At 41.0% G+C, this 21,502-nt stretch carries 9 protein-coding genes; 2 read left to right on the top strand and 7 right to left on the bottom strand.

The features are described 5' to 3' along the window. The first annotated feature begins 131 nt into the window (after positions 1–131). Positions 132–1,016, top strand: a complete 885-nt coding sequence (gene ispE / locus EO113_RS04440; protein WP_062401036.1) for a 4-(cytidine 5'-diphospho)-2-C-methyl-D-erythritol kinase — start codon at positions 132–134, stop codon at positions 1,014–1,016. Beyond that, positions 1,013–1,702 carry a GntR family transcriptional regulator gene (locus EO113_RS04445; RefSeq protein ID WP_062401039.1) on the top strand — a complete coding sequence of 230 codons (690 nt, stop codon included), beginning with the start codon at positions 1,013–1,015 and terminating at the stop codon, positions 1,700–1,702. Before ispE ends, EO113_RS04445 begins: the two co-directional genes overlap by 4 nt. A 56-nt stretch (positions 1,703–1,758) precedes the next feature. On the opposite strand, the gene EO113_RS04450 is transcribed toward EO113_RS04445, so the two are convergent. The 7 genes from EO113_RS04450 to EO113_RS04480 all read right to left on the bottom strand — a co-directional run bounded on the left by EO113_RS04450 (position 1,759) and on the right by EO113_RS04480 (position 21,340). Further along, positions 1,759–6,912: a TonB-dependent siderophore receptor gene (locus EO113_RS04450; protein ID WP_127135646.1), complete on the bottom strand. Its 5,154-nt coding sequence runs from the start codon at positions 6,910–6,912 to the stop codon at positions 1,759–1,761. A gap of 675 nt (positions 6,913–7,587) precedes the next feature. Continuing rightward, positions 7,588–12,174 carry a glutamate synthase large subunit gene (gene gltB / locus EO113_RS04455; protein ID WP_370466846.1) on the bottom strand — a complete coding sequence of 1,529 codons (4,587 nt, stop codon included), beginning with the start codon at positions 12,172–12,174 and terminating at the stop codon, positions 7,588–7,590. A gap of 414 nt (positions 12,175–12,588) precedes the next feature. Then, positions 12,589–13,608, bottom strand: coding sequence for a branched-chain amino acid aminotransferase (locus EO113_RS04460; protein WP_127135647.1), 1,020 nt, complete (start codon positions 13,606–13,608; stop codon positions 12,589–12,591). 303 nt (positions 13,609–13,911) lie between these two features. After that, positions 13,912–15,354, bottom strand: coding sequence for a [FeFe] hydrogenase, group A (locus EO113_RS04465; RefSeq protein WP_126941062.1), 1,443 nt, complete (start codon positions 15,352–15,354; stop codon positions 13,912–13,914). Positions 15,355–15,669: 315 nt separating this feature from the next. Beyond that, positions 15,670–16,854 (bottom strand): methylmalonyl Co-A mutase-associated GTPase MeaB, encoded by a 1,185-nt coding sequence (meaB, locus tag EO113_RS04470; protein WP_127010242.1) that lies wholly within the window; start codon positions 16,852–16,854, stop codon positions 15,670–15,672. 127 nt (positions 16,855–16,981) lie between these two features. Further along, positions 16,982–19,165 carry a methylmalonyl-CoA mutase gene (gene scpA, locus EO113_RS04475; RefSeq protein WP_126941060.1) on the bottom strand — a complete coding sequence of 728 codons (2,184 nt, stop codon included), beginning with the start codon at positions 19,163–19,165 and terminating at the stop codon, positions 16,982–16,984. Continuing rightward, positions 19,166–21,340: a methylmalonyl-CoA mutase family protein gene (locus EO113_RS04480; RefSeq protein ID WP_127135648.1), complete on the bottom strand. Its 2,175-nt coding sequence runs from the start codon at positions 21,338–21,340 to the stop codon at positions 19,166–19,168. Between the last annotated feature and the right edge of the window lie 162 nt (positions 21,341–21,502).

Raw genomic sequence — 21,502 nt, forward strand, 5'->3', positions numbered from 1 at the left:
CACTTCCTTTCCAATTGCCGCTACACAATAGAATACCATACTTTCAGAGAATCGTCACTTCTTAAGCTAATTATGATATAATAAAGAGTACATGTAAACATTTTCGATGACTTCACTGAGGTGACAATCTTATGGAACAACGAGCTTTTAGTAAAATCAATGTAGGTCTTGCTATCACGGGCAAACGTGATGATGGGTACCACGATATAGATACCATTTTTCAATCTATTTTCTTAGGGGATTCCCTCTATTTCGCACGTCACCATTCTGTGGTGTTCTCTGGCGATGCGCCTGAACTGCCTTATTATATGGCACAATTAATTCCCTATACAGAAAGTAATATTGCTATGAAAGCCCTTCGTATGGTACAAGACTATACGGGCTGTACCCAAGGGGCTGCCATTCATTTGTTAAAACGAGTTCCCCCTTGTGCTGGTATGGGCGGTGGTAGTGGTGACGGTGCCGCTATGCTACTAGGCCTTAACAAGTTTTGGGACCTTCGCTTAACCGATGAAGAACTATTGACCATGGCTTCTAAACTCGGATCTGATGTTCCTTTCTTACTGAAAGGCGGCACTGCGCGTGGCACTGGTCGAGGAGAACGATTAGAAATTTTACCAACTAGCAGTGCTCAATGGCTACTGATCGTAAAACCAGAAGTGAGCATTTCCACAGCAAAAGCCTACGGTAGATTTACGGGTACGTCTCGTGTGACTTCTGATACGATGGATACCGTTACCGCACATATGAAAGCAAAAGACTTCCGTCAAGCTTTCATGGCGAGTGATAACACCTTTGAAGAATTAATGTTTCCGGTCCACCCAGAGCTTACCGCATGCAAACAGTTTTTCTTAGACCGTGGATTTCCTACCATCATGACTGGTAGCGGTCCTACTATGGTGGTTCTATTGGAAAAAGCACTGGATGCGATTCGATTACAAGAATACATCAAACAAGCTGGTTATAACTGGCTTTCACTAATTACGAAAACACATGATGAGGAGGCCCTACGATGAATGCACCACGTTTACAACCCATCCGTTTAGACGCTTACAAACCGCTTCGTGAGATTGTTAGCGATGCTTTGCGCCAAGCTATTCGCGATGGTATTTTACCACCAGGAGAACGTCTCATGGAGATTCCTTTGGCAGAAGAACTCGGTGTGAGCCGCACTCCTATCCGTGAAGCCATCCGCATTTTAGAGCAAGAAGGACTCATTGTTATGATTCCTCGCCGTGGTACCTATGTGGCAGATATGAGTTTGAAAGATGTAACAGAAGTGTTTGAACTTCGTTCTATCTTAGAAGAATTAGCCGCAGAACTAGCTGCAGAACGTATTACGAATGAAGAAATCGAGGCCTTAGAGCAACATCTTGTAGAAATCGGCAATTACATGAACGAAAATAACTTAGACAAAGTCGTACAAGCCGATATTCTATTCCATGAAATCCTTTATAAAGCTTCTCGTAATGATCGTCTTGTTGAAATGATAAACAATCTACGGGAACAAACATTGCGGTTCCGTACATTGTCTATGAGCCAAACAGGTCGTCTTGCCAAAACTTGGGATGAACATCGTCAACTTGTGGAAGCTATCTCCGATCGCGATGTGGAACGAGCTCGCCAGATTGCTCGCATCCATATGGAAGAATCGGAGAAAACATTGTTAGAAGGTATGCAATTAAAAAGTCATGAAGAGTAATCTTCATAAATTAATATACTATGCAAAAAGGGTCCTCTCGGACCCTTTTTTAGTTATCAAAATTTATACGTCATTTGTACTGTGGAGTAGTTGCCCAAGTTAAAGCGTTCTGGTCCGAATAATGTATCACGTTGACCGATACCTTTCGCACCGAATGTGTAACTTGCTTCGACTAACCAGTTTCTTGCTGGCACATAGGAGCCGCCTACAGTAAAGCTTCGGATCCCATCTAAATAGCGGTCAGTTAAACCATTTGTACCATTACCGCCGAAGAAGGAGCCATGTTCGAAATGTTTATAGTCTGCATACATAGACCATGTATGAGGTCTGTAAATATCTGCAGCACCAATTTGAGCACGCAATACCCAGAATGTAGGAGTTTTACCCAATCTATGACCTAGCAAGGCAAATGTATTCGTACCTTGATTATAGTCATATTGCATATTGCCGTTTAGGTGTTTACCCAAGGATGACATATTTTTACCATAGTCAAAAGATAACAATGCTGTGTTACCAAGATTGTATCTAGCGCCTACGGCTACTACATTGGCTACTTTGTTGTAGCGATGTACTTCATTACCTTTCACACCAGCTGTTTCTTTAGCTGTTTCAAATGCCACATTGCGACCGCCTTGAGAATGTAAGTACCACGCAGATAACCCCAAGTTATTTTTAACTTGTTGTTTCACTTCTACGAAGAGAGCTCGTTTAATGCTTGGTACTTCCGCGCGATCAAGTACATAGCCTTGTTGTAATACATGAACGCCTGTAGCTTCCCCTAATGGTACACGTGGGAAAGCACTTCCTTTTTCAGTGAAACGTAAGGCGCTGTCAATTTTATTTGCATACGCAGCTACTGGCGCTACCAAGCCTTTATTGTTAACTCCATCAGCAGGTAAAGTATTTTCCTTCTCAATTGTAGCACGTAACGCTGCTTCATCAATCGTTCCACCTACAATATCTGTGGCTGTAAATGGAGGTCGAGCAAGGCTTTCCTTGTCATTTTCAATTTTTCCATTGTAGTAATCTACAAGCCAAGATGCCAAGTCTTGCTTTTTCAGCAATTCAAAGTGTTTTTTCTCTGTTTCTGTGAAAGTACCATTCGCACTTTCTTTACCGCGATATGATTCTAAGGTTCCCAATCCTGTTGGATTCGCTGCTACAAGGGCACTTATCTCTTTATTCACCGCATCTAGCTCACCTTGTTTTGTATCTCTAGATTCTGTATGAGATTTTAAATCATCCATAGCATATCCATAGTCTTCTTTGGCACTATTTTCGGCACTAGTGATATTTTCTTTAATTTTTTTGTTGTATCGTTCAATTAAAGTAGCTCCATGGTCAGCCCAGAATTTTTTCACGAAAGCACTACCATCACCTTGAATTGGTGCATCATCGTCATAACTATACCCTAAAATATCCTTATTCAATGATGGATATAAATCCGCCGACATCGTTCTAGGGAAATTATATGTAGGCTTATTAAACTTTTCAGTATCCGTTCCATAATATGGATATGTACCTGTTTCTTTTAGGTATGCCGCACCTGCTTCACCTAATTTTTCAGGCGCTTTATTTGCTGATGCTTCATATGTTTTAGTATAACCATACACCGCTTTTGGAATACTGATATAGTATTTTACTTCATCATTTTTCAAGTAATTAGGGTAGGCCTGTTTTGCCCAATTGTAATACTTACGAATAGTTTCGTATTGACCAGCCACATCCCCTACTTTTTCTCGAATCGCTTTATTCAACGGAGTAAATGGTTTTGTTAATTTCAATCCATCTACATTTTCTAAGAACTCAACCACTGTCAATGGACGTTCCATTGTTTTATAAGATACTTGAGTATAGGCAGAATCAGTGATACCTGTATTTCTAGAGAAATCACCATAGCCAACACGTACTTGCGTATTGTTCTTCGTCCAAACAGCACGTACACCATCAAAAGTTTGGTTGAACCAATAGCCAGTTTCCCCTAATTTTTCAGGTAAACGACCAACGGAGAAGTCCCAAGCTTTTTCTTTTCTTGTAACATTCGCCTCTTCTAATTTAACTTTGTTTAGACCTCGGCTTGTTTTTACATTGTCCTCTGTGGCATGACCTGTATGACCGCTGGCACTTGTGATAACTTTCACTGCCGTCTTGTCATTCACACGACCTTCCATGCCAACTTGCACTTTTTGTTCCCATCCATGTTCAGAAGGATCCACCATGTTCTTCATCGCAGAACCAATAGCAGATGTTAATGTCGTTCTTACATCTGGACGGTTTTGACCTTCCATGTAATGAGTACGCCAAGCATAATCACCTATAAAGCGCAATTTAGAACTACTAATATCTTCGAATGGTGTGGTAATAAACTTGTCAAAATCTACTGGACCTAAATCAATAGTAGCTACTTCTTTACCTGTTTGATCTTTCAAAACTTTTTGTACATGTCCATCACTGCCCACTTTAAAGTTAAAGCCAAAACGATATACACGGCCTTGCATCGCTCGGTCATCATCTCGGTAATTGAATAAGTTATCTACACCGATATATGCTTTGATATCATTGCCCCAAGATTTTTGAACGATGAAATTCCATACGCTATATGTTTTTGATTGATACTCTTGTTTTTTACCTTCTTTAAAGTATGTATCAATATGAGAAATATTTGGATTTTCGTTTTCAGATGGTCCATAGGAATCGATAAAATTACCATTCCCTGCTAAAGAACGACTATCTAGCATTTTCACATATAGATTGCCATACAAGGACGCATACACCCCTGAATCTTTGTTATCGTAATTAATACCTATATCAATTTTATGTTTTGGTTTATCCAATAATTGTTTTGGCAAATTAGGGTCTGATTTATTCACTGTATGCAAGAAGGTATATCCTAATTTACTGGACCAATTTTTATTAAAATTATGTTTCACTTCTGCTTGAAGACCAGTAATGGACACTTTACCAATATTTTTGAAGCTATAAATCATATCTGGGGAATGTTGATATTTTTCAGAGCCTAAATGTGTTTTTTCATTATATTCTGGATAGAAATCTAATAAGTGACCAGTGAAGTAAATGGAATGATAATTGTTGATATTATTGTGGAATGCACTAGTCCGATAGGATGTTTTCTTATTTTCATACTCCCATCCTAAGTCCATATTAATAGATTTTTCAGGTTTCAAGTCAGGATTACCAACCCAATACCAGCCCATTCTTGCAGTACCACCACCAAGACCACCACTTAATGGATTACCAGCATACATTTCCCAGTTATAGTACAATTCGCCCATACCTGGTTCGTTATAACTAGTACCTACATTGGCTTTTAACCGTTTATGTACATTGCCACCCACATTGTGTAACATACCTACATTGAACGTCAAATTGCTACCAAATAAGTTGCTATGATCAAGACGTACAATTGGTGTAATGGTCGTATTTTTATTGACTTGCCAATCATCTTGTACATATACATATTCTTTTTGAATTTCTGCTTGACCTACAGTGACACGATTATGTAAGGCATCGCCTTTTTTGAATTGTACATTATTCAACTTCACATCGTAAGATTTACCGTTGATAACCATCGGCTTGCCTGTATAGTAGTAATATACGATGGCACTTTGTCGCACACGAGATTCACTAGCATTAGCCGCTTTAATCTCTGGATTTTGTTCATATAACTTATCTACTAATTGATTAAAGCGATCTCTCGTTTCCGATGTAGTATGATCCAAGAAATAGGAAATACGGTTATTACTATTCATATGAGAACCTTCGATTTCTTTTGGCACTGTGTCCACTAAATCAAAGGCATGCTCTTGACTGAAAAACTCTTCGTAAGTAAAAGATGGTAAATACTCCTTGCCTTGCACACCTTTTTCATAACCATACCATTCTTTCAAACGATTCCAATATGGCGTGCCATCCTTATCCTTTTCAATTGGATAGTCTTCTACACGAGAGGATACTTCATGCGTAGTTGGGTCTTCCCGTAAATGTTTATCATAGTCCCAAGGATTGATAAACATTTTTGATGTCTTAGGAGCGCTTTTTAAACGGCTACCACTACCTTTTTCTTTTTTAATACCAAATCCAGCATTCACATAGTGGTTGTCATTAACGTTAATATGAAAGTCCGAATGCATATCTAATTGGGAATGGTCGATCGTATCTACTTGGTTCAATTCATTGGCACCAAAGAACGGTACATGACCTACTGTATTCGTTAAGGTAATATCATTTTCCTTCAATTTAGCGTAGTTTACCTCTACATCCCAATTGATTTTCTCTTGATTTTTCGCATGCCAACCAATACTGTATTGATTTCGTTTAATGCTTCGTTTGAACTGCACTTCGGGAGCCATTAAAGAGTTAGACCCTTTATTAAAACGATGTAAATTTTCTGTATGTTGATCCACACGAATATCTACACTATGATTTTTATTTGCATCCCAATGCGCACTCATACCGATATTGGATTGTTCACCATAATAGCGCAAAGAGTTTTTATTAAAAACAGTCATGTCATCATGGGCTAATTCCACCGATTTTCTCGGGTTTGCTGCATACACTGGTAACACATCACGTTTGCTACCATAAATGGCCATATTAATGTTGCCAATTTTTCCCGTGTCAGCACGCATGAAGAAATTAGAATATGGCATAGACCCTTTGTCACCTTTAGTGCGCAAAGACTCTACATTGAACTGAAGACCACTCGTTTTTGTCGGTTTCTTTGTGACTACATTGATAACGCCACCAATAGCACCAGAACCATACTTCGCGGAAGCTGCCCCTTGTACAACCTCAATATGATCTAAGTTTTCCGTTCCTAGGCGCATCAATTCATCGCCTTGCCCTGCATATCTAGCAAACTCACCGATAGCTGGTTGACCATCAATTAAAATTAAGGTATGACGTGGGTCTGCACCACGAATAGACACACCCACACGACCCATCGCATCCACTGTACGAGATACACCTGTTTCATGGAAGACCACATCTTCCACATTTTTAGCCTGTTTCGCTTCAATGTCTTTTTGCGTAATAATCGTTGTATGCTGAGTCTCATACTGCTCAGCTGCTTTTAATCGATCCGCTTCTACATATACGGCATTCTCCGCTGCTACGCCATGGAACATACCCATCCATGTCATAATTGCACCGTATAACAGTAAATACTTGCCCGTTTTTCTTTGATACATCCTAACACCTCATATTAAAAAATAATCTTCCCTATATACGACAAGGATACCACGCCTTACACATATCATAGGCATTGATGCATCGCAAGGTTTGACTACTATTACAAGTGAAAGAAACTAATTTATTTATCTACACACACCTTTACTTGTCTATTGTAAACCGTTGCAACAGTCTCTTCTTAACTATATACATAATGAAAGTGAAAGTCAAATAAAATTTCATCATACCTTCATATTCATATTGTATAGTTTTCAAAATAAGCTAGTATATAAATATTTTTATCTGTACTATATTCTATTAATTATATAGATAAATATTTTTAACTGAATATGTATATCAATATTTTCTATTTATAAGTATTTATTTTACCAAATCAATAGCAAAACTATCCTTCTTTCTAATACTACTCTTATTGCAAAATCCTAATACTATCTAGTAAACAAGCATTCTCTTATTGCTTATGTTATCATTGATTTCCGTAGCGTATGAAAATCCGCTGCCCTTTCTATCTACTAAATAACTAAAAAGCAAAATAACATCACTTTATATAACATATTATCAATATAAACCAATTACACACTCCACAAAAAAGGAATGGTTCTGAAGTATCAGTTCCATTCCTTTTTATATTCTTAGTCAACTAGGGCATAGCTACTAACTATCTACTAGGTAGATTATTTTCCACTCATATATTTCGCTTTGAATGCTGCCAATTGTGCTTCTTCTAATGGCATGCCTTCACCTTGGTAATGAGCAATACTTTGCTCCATTTCTTCGTAAGCTGTTGGCACGATTTTCGTAAAGCGATCTTTGTACAATACCCAGTTTTCTAACATATGTCGACCTTGTTTAGAGTTCGTATGCAATACATGTTGTTGTATTAGCTCATGAATCCGTGCTAGATCACTTTCACTAGTTTTACGAAGTTCCACAAGTCCTGTATTACAGTAGCGTCCATCTAAATCAAGCACGTACGCATAACCACCGGACATGCCAGCCCCAAAGTTACGACCCACACGGCCAAGGACAAGGACCTCACCACCAGTCATATATTCGCAACCGTGGTCACCTACACCTTCTACAACGGCGGTAATACCGCTGTTACGAACGCAGAACCGTTCCCCAGCCACACCGTTGATATAGGCAGTACCAGAAGTAGCCCCATAGAATGCCACGTTACCGATTAAGATGTTTTCATGCGCCTCATAGGTAGCAGCTTTTGGTGGGTACGCAATGATAGTACCACCAGACAAGCCTTTGCCAAGATAGTCGTTGGCATCACCTTCAAGTTCCAATGTCATACCATTCGGAATGAAAGCGCCGAAGCTTTGACCTGCAGAACCAACGAAATTCAATTTGATAGTATTCTCTGGCAAGCCCGTTTCACCGTAACGACGAACCACCTCGCCACCAACTAAGGTACCTACTACACGATTCACATTGCTGATAGCCAATTTGGCACGAATTGGTTTTTGATCATCCAAGGCAGGACGGCACATACGAAGTAATTTTTTCATATCTAAGGTGCGTTCCAATTCATGGTCTTGGTCAATGCTGTGTAAATGTCCCACAGACGCATCTGTATATGGCTTGAATAATATCCGTTTCAAATCCACACGAGACAATTTGAAATTATCATCTTGTGAGCGTTGGCGTACCAAATCAATACGACCTACCAACTCACGCACGCTACGGATGCCTAAACGAGCCATGATTTCACGCAATTCTTGGGCGATAAACTTCATCAAGTTTTCCACATATTCTGGTTTACCTGTAAATTTAGCACGTAACTTCTCATCTTGTGTGGCCACGCCGTACGGACATGTATTCATATGGCAAACCCGTGCCATACGACAGCCTACAGCTACTAATGGCAAGGTACCAAATCCGAATAATTCTGCCCCCAACAAGGCTGCGATAGCCACATCATAACCAGTCATCAATTTACTATCTACTTCCAGCTGTACACGGTCACGCAAACGGTTCAACATTAAGGTTTGATGTGTCTCTGAAAGTCCCAATTCCCATGGCACACCTGCATGTTTTACAGATGTACGACCTGCTGCGCCAGTACCACCATCGTAGCCGGAGATGAGAATGCTGTCTGCTTTCGCTTTGGCTACCCCTGCGGCAATGGTACCTACTCCAGCTTCGGAAGTCAATTTTACGGAAATCGCTGCACTTGGGTTAACGCATTTCAAATCATAAATCAACTCTGCTAAGTCTTCGATAGAATAAATATCGTGATGTGGTGGCGGAGATACTAGTTCTACCCCTGGCGTGGAGTGACGAGCTTTGGCAATCTCTGGATATACCTTTTTGCCCGGTAATTGACCACCTTCACCTGGTTTCGCACCTTGGGCACACTTAATTTGCAATTCTTTCGCATGGACCAAGTAATTCGTTGTTACCCCAAAGCGACCTGATGCAATTTGTTTTACTTCACTATTGCGATTATCTCCATTGGCATCGAGAACAAAGCGACTTGTATCTTCGCCTCCTTCCCCAGAGTTCGACGTAGATCCTAATCGGTTCATAGCGATAGCAATAGTTTCGTGCGCTTCTTTACTGATAGCACCGTAACTCATAGCGCCAGCTTTAAAGCGTTTCACAATATCTTCAACTGGTTCTACTTCTTCCACAGGAATACCGCCACCTACAGGGAAGTTCAATTCCATCAAGCTACGCAAGGTCACATGATAGTCATTGCGAATCATTTTGGAGTATTCTTTGTATGTATTGTAATCTCCTTCGATTAAAGATGTTTGCAATAACTTAATCGTATCTGGATTGAATAAATGCTCTTCCCCATCTTTCATAGGTCCGTACCAACCACCTGGTTCAAGGACTTTCACATCTTCTTTGAAAGCCCGTTGGAATCGTTCCAATGTTTCATGGGCTACGCCACCTAAGCCGATACCACCAATGCGTGTCGGTGTGTTCGGGAAGTAGGTACTAATAAAGTTCGTATTCAATCCCAATGCCTCAAAGATTTGTGCCCCATGGTAGCTACGTACAGTGGAAATACCCATTTTCGACATCACTTTCATAATGCCCGACACAGAGGCCTTGATGTAGTTTGCTTCTGCTTCCTCTGGTGTAAGGTCTCCCAATCGGTTGGTGGCTTGTAAGTCACGTACTGTTGCTAATGCCACATATGGATTGATGGCCGTTACGCCATAGCCTAAGAGTGTACAGAAATGATGCACTTCACGAGGTTCCCCAGATTCTAAGATTAAGCCCATTTCTGTGCGTAATACAGTGTTAATTAAATGATTGTGCACCGCTGCCACTGCCAATAAAGCTGGAATCGGCGCATGGTGTTCGTCCACGCCACGGTCAGACAAGATCAACACATTTTGGTCCGTGCGAGCTGCTTCCTCTGCATCCTTGCACAAACGGTCTAAGGCTTCTTTCATACCCTCCGCACCTTTGGCTGGGTCAAACAAGATGGACAAGGTCACGGATTTCATGCGACGGCAGTCCAATTGTTTAATACTTGCCAATTCTTGATTCGTCATGATAGGTGTCCGCATGGATACTGCATAGGTGCCCACTTTGTTAGGGTCCGTCAAGTTACCGCTATTTCCGAGCATCACTCGTGTGGATGTCACCATTTCTTCGCGGATAGCATCGATTGGGGGATTTGTCACCTGTGCAAAAAGCTGTTTAAAATAGGAGTATAACATTTGTGGTTTGTCCGACAAGATTGCTAGCGGCGCATCAGCCCCCATAGATCCTACAGGATCTTTCCCATCTTTTGCCATAGGGATAATCATGCGTACCAAATCTTCTTGGGTATAGCCGAATACTTGTTGTTGCATGAACAAGTCCCCTACCTCAGGGATACTCTCTTCCGTAGCTTGTTGAATCTCCGACAAGTGGATCACATGTTCTTTCACCCACTCATTGTAAGGAAGTTCTGTAGCCACACGGTGTTTGATTTCTTCATCAGAAATGATGCGACCTTCTTCTGTGTCGATTAATAGCATTTTACCTGGTTCTAAACGGCCTTTGGCACGAATCATATCATCTGCTTCGTTTACAACGCCCACTTCGGATGCCATAATCACACGGTCATCTGCTGTAACATAGTAACGCGCTGGGCGCAAGCCATTTCTGTCTAAGACACCACCGATCACAGTCCCATCAGTAAAGCCCATCGCCGCTGGACCATCCCATGGTTCCATCATGAAACTATTGAACTCATAGAAGTCATGTTTTTCTTGGCTCATCAAGGTATTGCGTTCCCATGGTTCTGGAATCATCATCATGATCGCATGTGGTAAGCTACGGCCTGTCATATGCAAGAACTCAAGGGTATTATCGAACATAGCAGAGTCAGATCCTGTATCATCAACAACAGGGAACACTTTTTTAATATCTGGGAACAATGGAGACTCTGCTTTACCTTCACGAGCATTGATCCAGTTTACATTACCACGAATGGTGTTGATTTCCCCATTATGTACTAAATAACGGTTAGGATGAGCCCGTGCCCAGCTTGGGAATGTATTCGTACTGAAACGAGAATGAACCATCGCCAAGGCAGAGGTAAAATCTAAATCATTCAAATCTAGGTAAAAGTTTCGTAATTGCACTGGTGTCAACATACCTTTGTAGACGATCGTTTTAGAAGACAAAGAGGCAATGTAGAAATCGCTACTCATTTCTTTGCTCAATGGGACGATACGCTTTTCTGCAATTTTACGAATCATATATAATTTGCGTTCAAACTCCGCTTGGTTTGTCACATCTTGACCTTTACCGATAAGAATTTGGATCATCCAAGGACGAATTAATGCCGCCTCATGGCCAACTGCTGTAGAGTCTACCGGAACTTCCCGCCAGCCCAATACAATTTGTCCTTCCTCACGAACTACTTCTTCTAAGATTCGCTTTTGCTCATTCCGTAATGTTTCGTACTTATGAGCAAAAACCATACCCACCCCGTAGTCACCAGCAGGTGGTAAATGGATACCTAACACTTCGCACTCACGGCGGAAAAAATCATGTGGAATTTGCACTAAGATGCCCGCTCCATCGCCAGTATCCTTATCGGCGCCAGCACCACCACGGTGTTCCAAGCGCTCAAGAATACGCAAACCATCGTCGATGATATCGTGGGATTTTTTACCTTTAATATTGACTACAAATCCCATACCGCACGCATCTTTTTCAAATTGGGAACTATACAAACCATTTGCTTCCAAATGGCGCTGCTCCTCATGTTGTTTTGCAATGGTACTCATTTCCATCATAACCCTCTCCTCCTTTAGGCTTTCTATCACTACACTAGCATACTTAACACTAGGTATACATATACTGAAAGTTCTAATTCACCTATGCTTTTTGACTATACGTATAGCTGTCTAACTATAAACCGGATGAGTATGTACCTTTTTGATCTTTCTTCTGTAAGAATTAGACCTTACCATACTACATAACTTTAGTTTATACTGGTCATACATAATAGTTATTTTCTATAGAATATAGAACTGCATATTATACTAGCAAAATTTATTATATATTTCAATACATATTACTTATGTATACATGTATTCTTAAGTTTGGACCATCTCATACTACTTTCATATCTCCCTATATAGGAATATACAAAAACGCATAGCTACCCTAAGGTAACCATGCGTTTACGTCATTGTAAAAGTATTCTATTATACGATGCGAACAATCCAGCCTTCTGGTGCTTCTATTTCACCATGTTGAATGCCAAGTAATGTTTCGCGCAATTTTGTTAATGTTGGTCCCATTTCATCCATGCCGCTTGGGAAGAAGATATCTTCTTCTTTTGTATGAACCATGCCAACAGGAGAAATAACAGCCGCTGTACCGCAAAGACCACATTCAGCGAAGTCTTTCAATTCTTCTTTATACACTTCACGATGTTCTACGGTCATGCCCAAATAATGTTCAGCTACATACATCAAGGAACGACGTGTAATCGATGGAAGAATACTATCGGATTTAGGCGTTACTAATTTGCCATCTTTCGTGATGAAAATAAAGTTCGCTCCACCAGTTTCTTCTACTTTTGTACGAGTTTGTGGATCCAAATACATATTCTCTGCATACCCTGCTTCATGGGCTGCTTCTAGAGCATGCAAGCTCATAGCATAGTTCAAACCCGCTTTAATATGACCTGTACCATGTGGTGCTGCACGGTCAAAATCGGAGATTTGGATTTTCAGCGGTTTCACACCGCCTTTGAAATAATCCCCTACTGGAGTACCAAAAATACGGAATTGGAACTCATCTGCCGGTTTAACACCGATAACACTGTTCGTACCCATCAAGAATGGACGAAGATACAAACTACCACCCGTGCTGTATGGAGGAACAAAGTCTTGATTCGCTTTTACCACTTCTTTCACAGCCTCGATAAAACGATCCGTTGGAAATGGTTGCATCACAAGATATTTTGCAGAATCATGCAAACGCTGTGCATTTAAATCTGGACGGAAACACACAATATGAGCATCCTTCGTGTAATAGGCTTTCAAACCTTCAAAAATTGTTTGCGCATATTGGAATACACCAGCACATTCATTGAGGACAATATTCGCCTCATCCGTCAAACCGCCTTCATCCCATTGACCATCCTTGAAATTAGACACATAACGGAATGGCGTTTCTTTATAACTAAAATCTAAATTGTTCATATCAATCTTTGCCATACTGTCCTCCTACTATTCCATACCTGTGAAAGCCGTGAACGTGTACGTATATCTATCCTTCTAGCCCTTCACATCATATGAATATTCACTGATTTGTATTTTAGATAAAAACTATTATACACCCAACACGGAAAATGTACAAGAGTATATATAGAATAGAAAAGACTCTCGAGGGAATGTCCCCAGAGAGTCTTTTCGTCTTGCAGTATGTTGTCATCCTTAGATGACTATATAATAACTTCGTTCAGCAGCAAACCAACTTACACATTCGCTGACTCACCGGAGTTGAAGTTACTAACTAAATTATTCCGGCTTTTTAAATTTTGGAGATGTTGGACATGTTTCAGGAGTCACGTCTTTACGAGCTCCTAAGTCACTGCTGCGATCTACATAGGTAGTATGTAACAATTCATGCGCAATATGTCCCAATGGTTTTTCCAAGAAATTAGCGTATGCATCTTTAATTTCAGGGTTTTCATAGGAAGAACGAAGCTTCATGTTGGAGTCCCAATTATAAAGACCTTCAATACGTTCACCTTTTACTTTATTAGCCACTGGTAATTTAGCACGTGGTTGTCCACCACCGCCGATACAGCCGCCTGGGCATGCCATCATTTCGATGAAATCATATGTTTTACCAGATTCTTTCAATTCGTTCAAGAATTCACGGATGTTTTTACCACCATGACACACAGCCACGTTGATGGTATGTCCACCGATTTCTACGCTTGCTTCTTTCACACCGTCCATACCACGCACATCTGTTAAGTTAAGAAGTGGAGCTGGAGATGGTTCATCACCAGTGATGAATTTGTAGGATGCACGCATCGCTGCTTCCATAACACCACCAGTATTACCGAAGATAACACCGCCACCAGTAGCAGCACCGATGAATTTATCGTATGCAGAGTCTTCTACTGCGGCAAAATCTAATTCTGCTTCACGAATCCATTGTGCAAACTCACGTGTAGTGATACAGATATCTGTATCTGGGCCTAAGTCTTCGCCAGTGTAACGAGACGCATTGTTTTGCTCAGGACGACGAATTTCCGCTTTTTTAGCAGTACAAGGAGCGACAGACACGGATACAATTTTCTTAGGATCAATGTTCATATTTTTTGCAAAATATGTTTTTACCATAGCAGATTCCATAGCAATACAACTACGAGCGGAAGAAATATGGGATACGTATTCTGGGAAGAATGTTTCACAGAATTTTACCCATGCTGGACAACAGCTAGTGAATTGTGGCAATGGACCTGTGCCATGTAATTTACGTTCTAATAGTTCATTTGCTTCTTCCATGATGGTTAAGTCCGCACCAAAGTTAGTATCTACTACATAGTCAGCACCTAACGCACGAAGAGCACCTACCATTTTGCCTTCTTGGTATGTACCAGGCTCGAATCCAAATTCTTCACCGATAGATACACGAACAGCTGGCGCTGTTTGGATAACCACAATTTTCTCTGGATCTGCAATGGCTTCTTTTACTTTATCTAATTCTGTACGTTCGTACATTGCACCAAATGGGCAAATTACCGCACATTGACCACATTGGATACAAATAGGATTATCTCCTGTTGCTTCCAAATCATAGTAATCAAGTACGCTCATAGTGTCAGCACATGCTTTACGACAAAGAGTACAGTTCTTACATTTTTCTAAATCATGAATAATCGCCACATTATCCTCAGCAATCGGGGCACGGCGATCAAGATGTTGGAATCGACTTTCGAAACTCATTATTATGCACCTCACATAGTGTAAACAATACTATTTATGTATTCATTAACTTTCCGTCATATTATAACAAATATTCAGGCTTGTGAAAAGAAAGGTATATGCCATTTATCTTTCTATTCTTTTAAGTTCTAATAAAATTTTACACATCCATATAGAATATACATTTATATTGTTTTTATGTTACTTTTGTCACACATGTAGATTTTTATCAAATATTTTTCATTATGTATCTTTCAAAATTCATATACCCTAAAATCTACTAGGATTTAGCCCTCAGTAGCACAAAACAGGAGAGTTCCCCCTCCTGTTTCTATTTTATTTCAGCTCAAATAATGGGGTGTTCTTTGCTTGATCCCCCAAAGCTGTTTGTGTAAATGTATTAATGAATTGTTGCACCGCCAATGTTGGTGTTAAGCGGCCCTCGATGACAGCATCTTCGATGCCACCCCGACACGCTACAATTTCTGGTGCACGATAGAACAAGTTTTGTAAATGTTCTTCTACCATAGAATATACCCACGATAAAGTTTGGTCACGGCGACGTGCTTGTAGCACTCCATTACCTTTACATTGTTCCATGAATTTTTCAATGACACCTTGCCACAATTCCATGATGCCATCCCCAGTGTAGGCAGAACATGTGTAGGCATGGGTTGTCCATTGTTCCGTGGCATCACGAATAAACCATAGAATACGTTCGTATTCTTGGCGTGTCACTTTTGCCCGTTGTAAATTGTCACCATCAGCTTTATTAACCACTATAGCATCGGCTAATTCCATAACACCTTTTTTCATGCCTTGCAATTCATCACCAGCGCCAGTAAGCACTACGAGCAAGAAAAAATCTACCATGGAACGTACTGTCGTTTCACTTTGTCCGACCCCTACGGTTTCTACTAGGATTGTATCGTACCCTGCCGCTTCACATAACAGCAAAGTTTCTCTACTTTTACGAGTCAACCCGCCCAAAGTGCCACCTGATGGGGATGGGCGAATGAATGCATTCGGCTCCCGTGAAAGTTGTTCCATTCGAGTTTTATCCCCCAGGATAGAGCCACCTGTCACTGTACTAGATGGATCCACCGCAAGAACCGCTACTTTATGACCGTTTTGACATAGCTTTGTGCCTAGCGCTTCAATTAAAGTAGATTTACCAGCCCCAGGCACCCCTGTAATCCCTACACGGGTGGACTTACCTGTGTACGGCAACAAACGTTGAATCACTTGCTGTGCCATTTCAAAATGAGCTGCTGCATTACTTTCAATTAATGTGATGGCACGGGATAAAATCATCCGATTACCAGCCAGTACCCCCTCCACATAGTCATCGACTGTCAGTTTTTTTCGTTTTACTACTTTAGGAGCTACCGGCTTTTGTGGTGCATGGGTATGTACATCCATCCCATCATGACCACCATCCACACCACGCATAACGCGGCATGCAAATTTATCATCTTTCTCCTCAGGAACCCAAGAAGGCTTATAGGTATCATCACTCATAAGACACCCTCCTTTCACCGATTCGAATATGACAAACACGCAATCAGTAGCCAGCTACAAAGTAGCACGAGGCACTGACTACGTGTCATGTCTTACCTATTTACGAGTTTAGAATCGTCTAATCAGATTATTCTTCCTCTTCTAAGCGTTCGTCTAATAATTCGAGAACTTTTTTAGCACAAACTGGAATGATTGTACCAGGTCCAAAGATCGCTGCTGCACCATGCTCATAGAGATAATCATAATCTTGAGCTGGAATAACGCCACCGATAACAACCATAATATCTTCACGGCCTAATTTTTTAAGTTCTTCACACAATTGAGGCATCAATGTTTTATGACCTGCTGCTAAGGAACTCATACCTACGATATGTACGTCATTATCTACTGCATCTTTTGCTGCTTCTTCTGGAGTTTGGAATAAAGGTCCGATATCTACGTCATAGCCCATATCTGCGAAGGCTGTAGAAATTACCTTAGCTCCGCGGTCATGACCATCTTGACCCATTTTCGCTACGAAAATACGTGGACGGCGACCATGTTTTTCTTCAAATTTTTCAGTCATGCTGCGTACTTCTGTGATTACATCGTCATCGCTGAATTCGCTGCTGTATACACCGGAAATAGAGCGAATGATCGCTTTATGACGGCCACATACTTTTTCTACCGCATCAGAGATTTCACCTTTAGAGGCACGAGCACGAGCTGCTTCTACGGCTAATTCAAGCAAGTTTCCTTCTCCTGTTTCCATCGCTTTTGTAATCGCATCCAAACAGCTGCGTACTTTGTCATTATCACGATTAGCACGCAATGTTTTTAATCGTTCGATCTGTGCCAAACGTACAGCTGTATTGTCTACTTCCAAGATATCTAACGGATCTTCTTTATCAAGGCGTAAGTAGTTGACACCGACGATTTTTTCACTACCAGAGTCAATGTGCGCTTGGCGACGAGCTGCCGCTTCTTCGATACGCATTTTTGGAAGACCTGTATCAATCGCTTTAGACATACCACCCAAAGCTTCAACTTCTTGAATATGAGCCCAAGCTTTACGGATCAATTGATTTGTCAAGAATTCTACGTAGTAAGAACCGCCCCATGGGTCGATAACTTTACATACATTCGTTTCATCTTGGATATACAATTGCGTATTACGAGCGATACGCGCCGAGAAATCTGTAGGCAACGCAATCGCTTCGTCAAGAGCATTCGTATGTAAGGATTGGGTATGACCCAAGGCTGCTGCCATCGCTTCGATACAAGTACGAGTGATGTTATTGAATGGATCTTGTTCTGTTAAAGACCAACCAGATGTTTGGGAGTGAGTACGCAATGCCATAGATTTAACATTTTTTGGGCCAAAGGATTTAACAATTTTAGCCCATAACATACGACCTGCACGCATTTTAGCGATTTCCATGAAGTAGTTTTTACCCATTGCCCAGAAGAAGGATAAGCGCGGTGCGAATTGGTCAACTGTAAGACCCGCTGCCACACCTGTACGCAAGTATTCCAAACCATCGGCCAAGGTGTAACCTAATTCGATATCCGCTGTAGCACCTGCTTCTTGCATGTGGTAACCAGAAATGGAAATACTGTTGAATTTAGGCATGTATTTGGATGTATACGCAAAGATATCACCAATAATACGCATAGAAGCTGCTGGTGGATAAATATAAGTATTACGCACCATGAATTCTTTCAAAATATCATTTTGGATCGTACCTGCCATAACGGATTTATCTACGCCTTGTTCTTCACCGGCTAAGATATAGAAGGCCATAACTGGTAATACGGCGCCATTCATTGTCATAGATACAGACATTTGATCCAATGGAATACCAGAGAACAAGATTTCCATATCTAGAATGGAGTCTACCGCAACGCCGGCTTTACCAACGTCACCGACTACACGAGGGTGGTCAGAGTCGTAACCACGGTGAGTCGCCAAGTCGAAGGCGATAGATAAACCTTTTTGACCTGCCGCTAAGTTACGGCGGTAAAAGGCATTGGATTCTTCCGCTGTGGAGAAACCTGCATACTGACGTACTGTCCAAGGACGTTGTACATACATTGTGCCATATGGTCCACGAAGATACGGAGGAATACCCGCTACATATTGTAAATGGTTACATTGATCATAAATGGAGGCATCATACACAGGACCCACATCGATTTGTTCCATAGTACGAATGAAGTTGTCATCATAGGACTTGCCAGTTTCAGCCTGTAATTGCTCTTTCCATGCATCGAAATCGGATGCTTTTGGGCTAGCAGCTGTAAAAGGAATATTTCTAAAATCCGGAATCATCTACATCATTCCTTTCTCGCGTTGCATTGCTAATAATGTTTGATAGCAATTGGAGCGTACACTAATATAATCATCCATGCCTGCTGCATCGCAAAGTTCTTTCAACTCTGGAGATGGAGCCCCTGCCAAGAATACTTTCATAGCTGGGCGAGCGGCTTTGATTGCTTTTGTCACTGCTGGTGCCAATTCTGGATATGTATCGTCAGTGGAACATACAATTGTCACATCTGCATTCGATGCTAAGGCAGCTGCTACTGCTTCGTCCACAGTTGGGAATCCATCATTTGTAAGCACATCAAATTCAGCTACTTGCATGAAAGAAGTAACGAAATCGGCTCTCGCTTTATGTTGAGGAATTGGACCCATGTTAGCCAAGAAGATTTTAACATTATCCCCATTATGTGTTTCTTTGAAGTTTTCAGTGCGCATACGCAATTCTTCGTATTGTTCTGTCCAACGATGAGATAGAATTGCTTTCACAGTGATACCTTCACTACCATCTGCTAAGGCTTCAAAAACTTGTCCAAAGCTAGCGCCCGCTACTAATGCAGTATACGCAGCACTTACCAAAGAACCAATTTCACTGAAGTCGGATTCTTGTAATTTTTTTAGAGCTAATTCAGCTGCATCAGTTGTACCCACATTAGCTAATGCTGCTACACGAGCTTGGCGTAAGCCCTCAAAATCTACCACTGGTACTTCTAGTAATTCTTCCGTCATATTTGGATACATGTTACTACCAACGGCACGATCTTTACGGGTTGCCAAGTTTTTAAAGCGGCTTTGTAAAATAGCATCCACGGCTTCTTGCGTTTCACCAGATACTAATGTTTCTAAGATGCCACCTTTACCTTCTAATTCTTGGAACAATGCCCAAGATTTTTCAGTCAACTCTTGTGTCAATGGTTCTAAGTACCAGCTACCACCGGCAGGGTCAACTGGTTGAATGAAGTTGAACTCTTGTTGCTCCATGATTTGAATATTACGGGCAATACGGCGAGAGAATTCATCACTTGGACGAATGCAGCCATCAAGAGGTCGTACAAACATACCATCCATACCACCTACTACTGCGGAGAAGGATTGAGAACCAGCACGTAATAAGTTTACATATGGATCAAATACAGTTTGTGTAAAGTGAGATGTACTTACGAACAAGTTAATTTTCTTCGCTTCTTCATCACCGCCACAATGTTCAATAATTTGAGCCCATACCATTTTTATAGCACGTAGTTTAGCTATTTCCATGAAGAAATTAGCTCCTACACTGACATGAAAACGAATTTGTTTTGCAAATGTATTCACATCGATACCACGGCGTTCCATCTCACGTAAATATGTCACAGCCGTAGACATAGCAAAACCCAATTCTTGTACGTCATTGCCACCGCCATTATGGTATACATCTGTATCTACCAAAACTGTGCGCAATTGTGGTGCATGTGCAGATGCCCAAGCAATGGTATGTGCCATATCATCGAAATATTCGTCCATAGGGCGTGATAAATGACCATCTTGTGCCAAAGTACCGATTGGATCTGCCCCAATCATACCGGACAAGGATTTTACATCCACCCCTTGAGATTCGCAAAGCGCATGTAATGCAGCCGCCCAGCATACGCTACTAGCACCTGTACGAATATCTAATTCTTTTGTAGTTAAGTCCATGCCTTTTAATAAAGCTTCCACTTCTTCTACAGTAGACAAAGACACCCCTGCGTCAGCCACATCTTTAGCTTCAGCTTTCGTAGCATCTTGTCCTTTCCGTGTAGCACTGTCCAGTGTGAAACTGATAGCTGTGCTACCTTTATCTAATTCAAATTGTAACATGTCATGCATGTCAGCAATTGTTTTTCCGTCACAACGTTGTGCAATTGTCCAAGGTGTATGGATATATCCACTAGCTTTCGCACCCCGTAAATTGCTATCACGACCAGGATATGTCAAGTTTTGAGTCAATCCCTCTTGGTCGCTCAACCAATACATTGGTTGTAAAGTAATTCCTTCGTATGTTTTTGTATACATACTTTTTTGGAAATCTTTCCCTTTCAAGATACCTTCTACCGTCGTTTTCCACTCCTCGTAGGTAGGGATAGAAAACTCATCAAACGATACATCTGGTAGCTCAAACTGTTCTTCGTGAACTTGTGGTTCATGATGCTTGTCTTGTCCCATAGTCTAGCTTCCTTTCTCTGACCACATAGGCATACGTTCCCTTACTCAAACCACTTTTCTAGTGAGATTTGCCTCATCATAGAGATTCTAATAGCTTATGTAATCGTTGCAGCTCTCATAAAATAAAATAAACAATTAGAAACTGGGTATACCCTACCCATC

The organism is Veillonella sp. 3913, assembly GCF_003992235.1.
Lineage (GTDB): Bacteria > Bacillota > Negativicutes > Veillonellales > Veillonellaceae > F0422.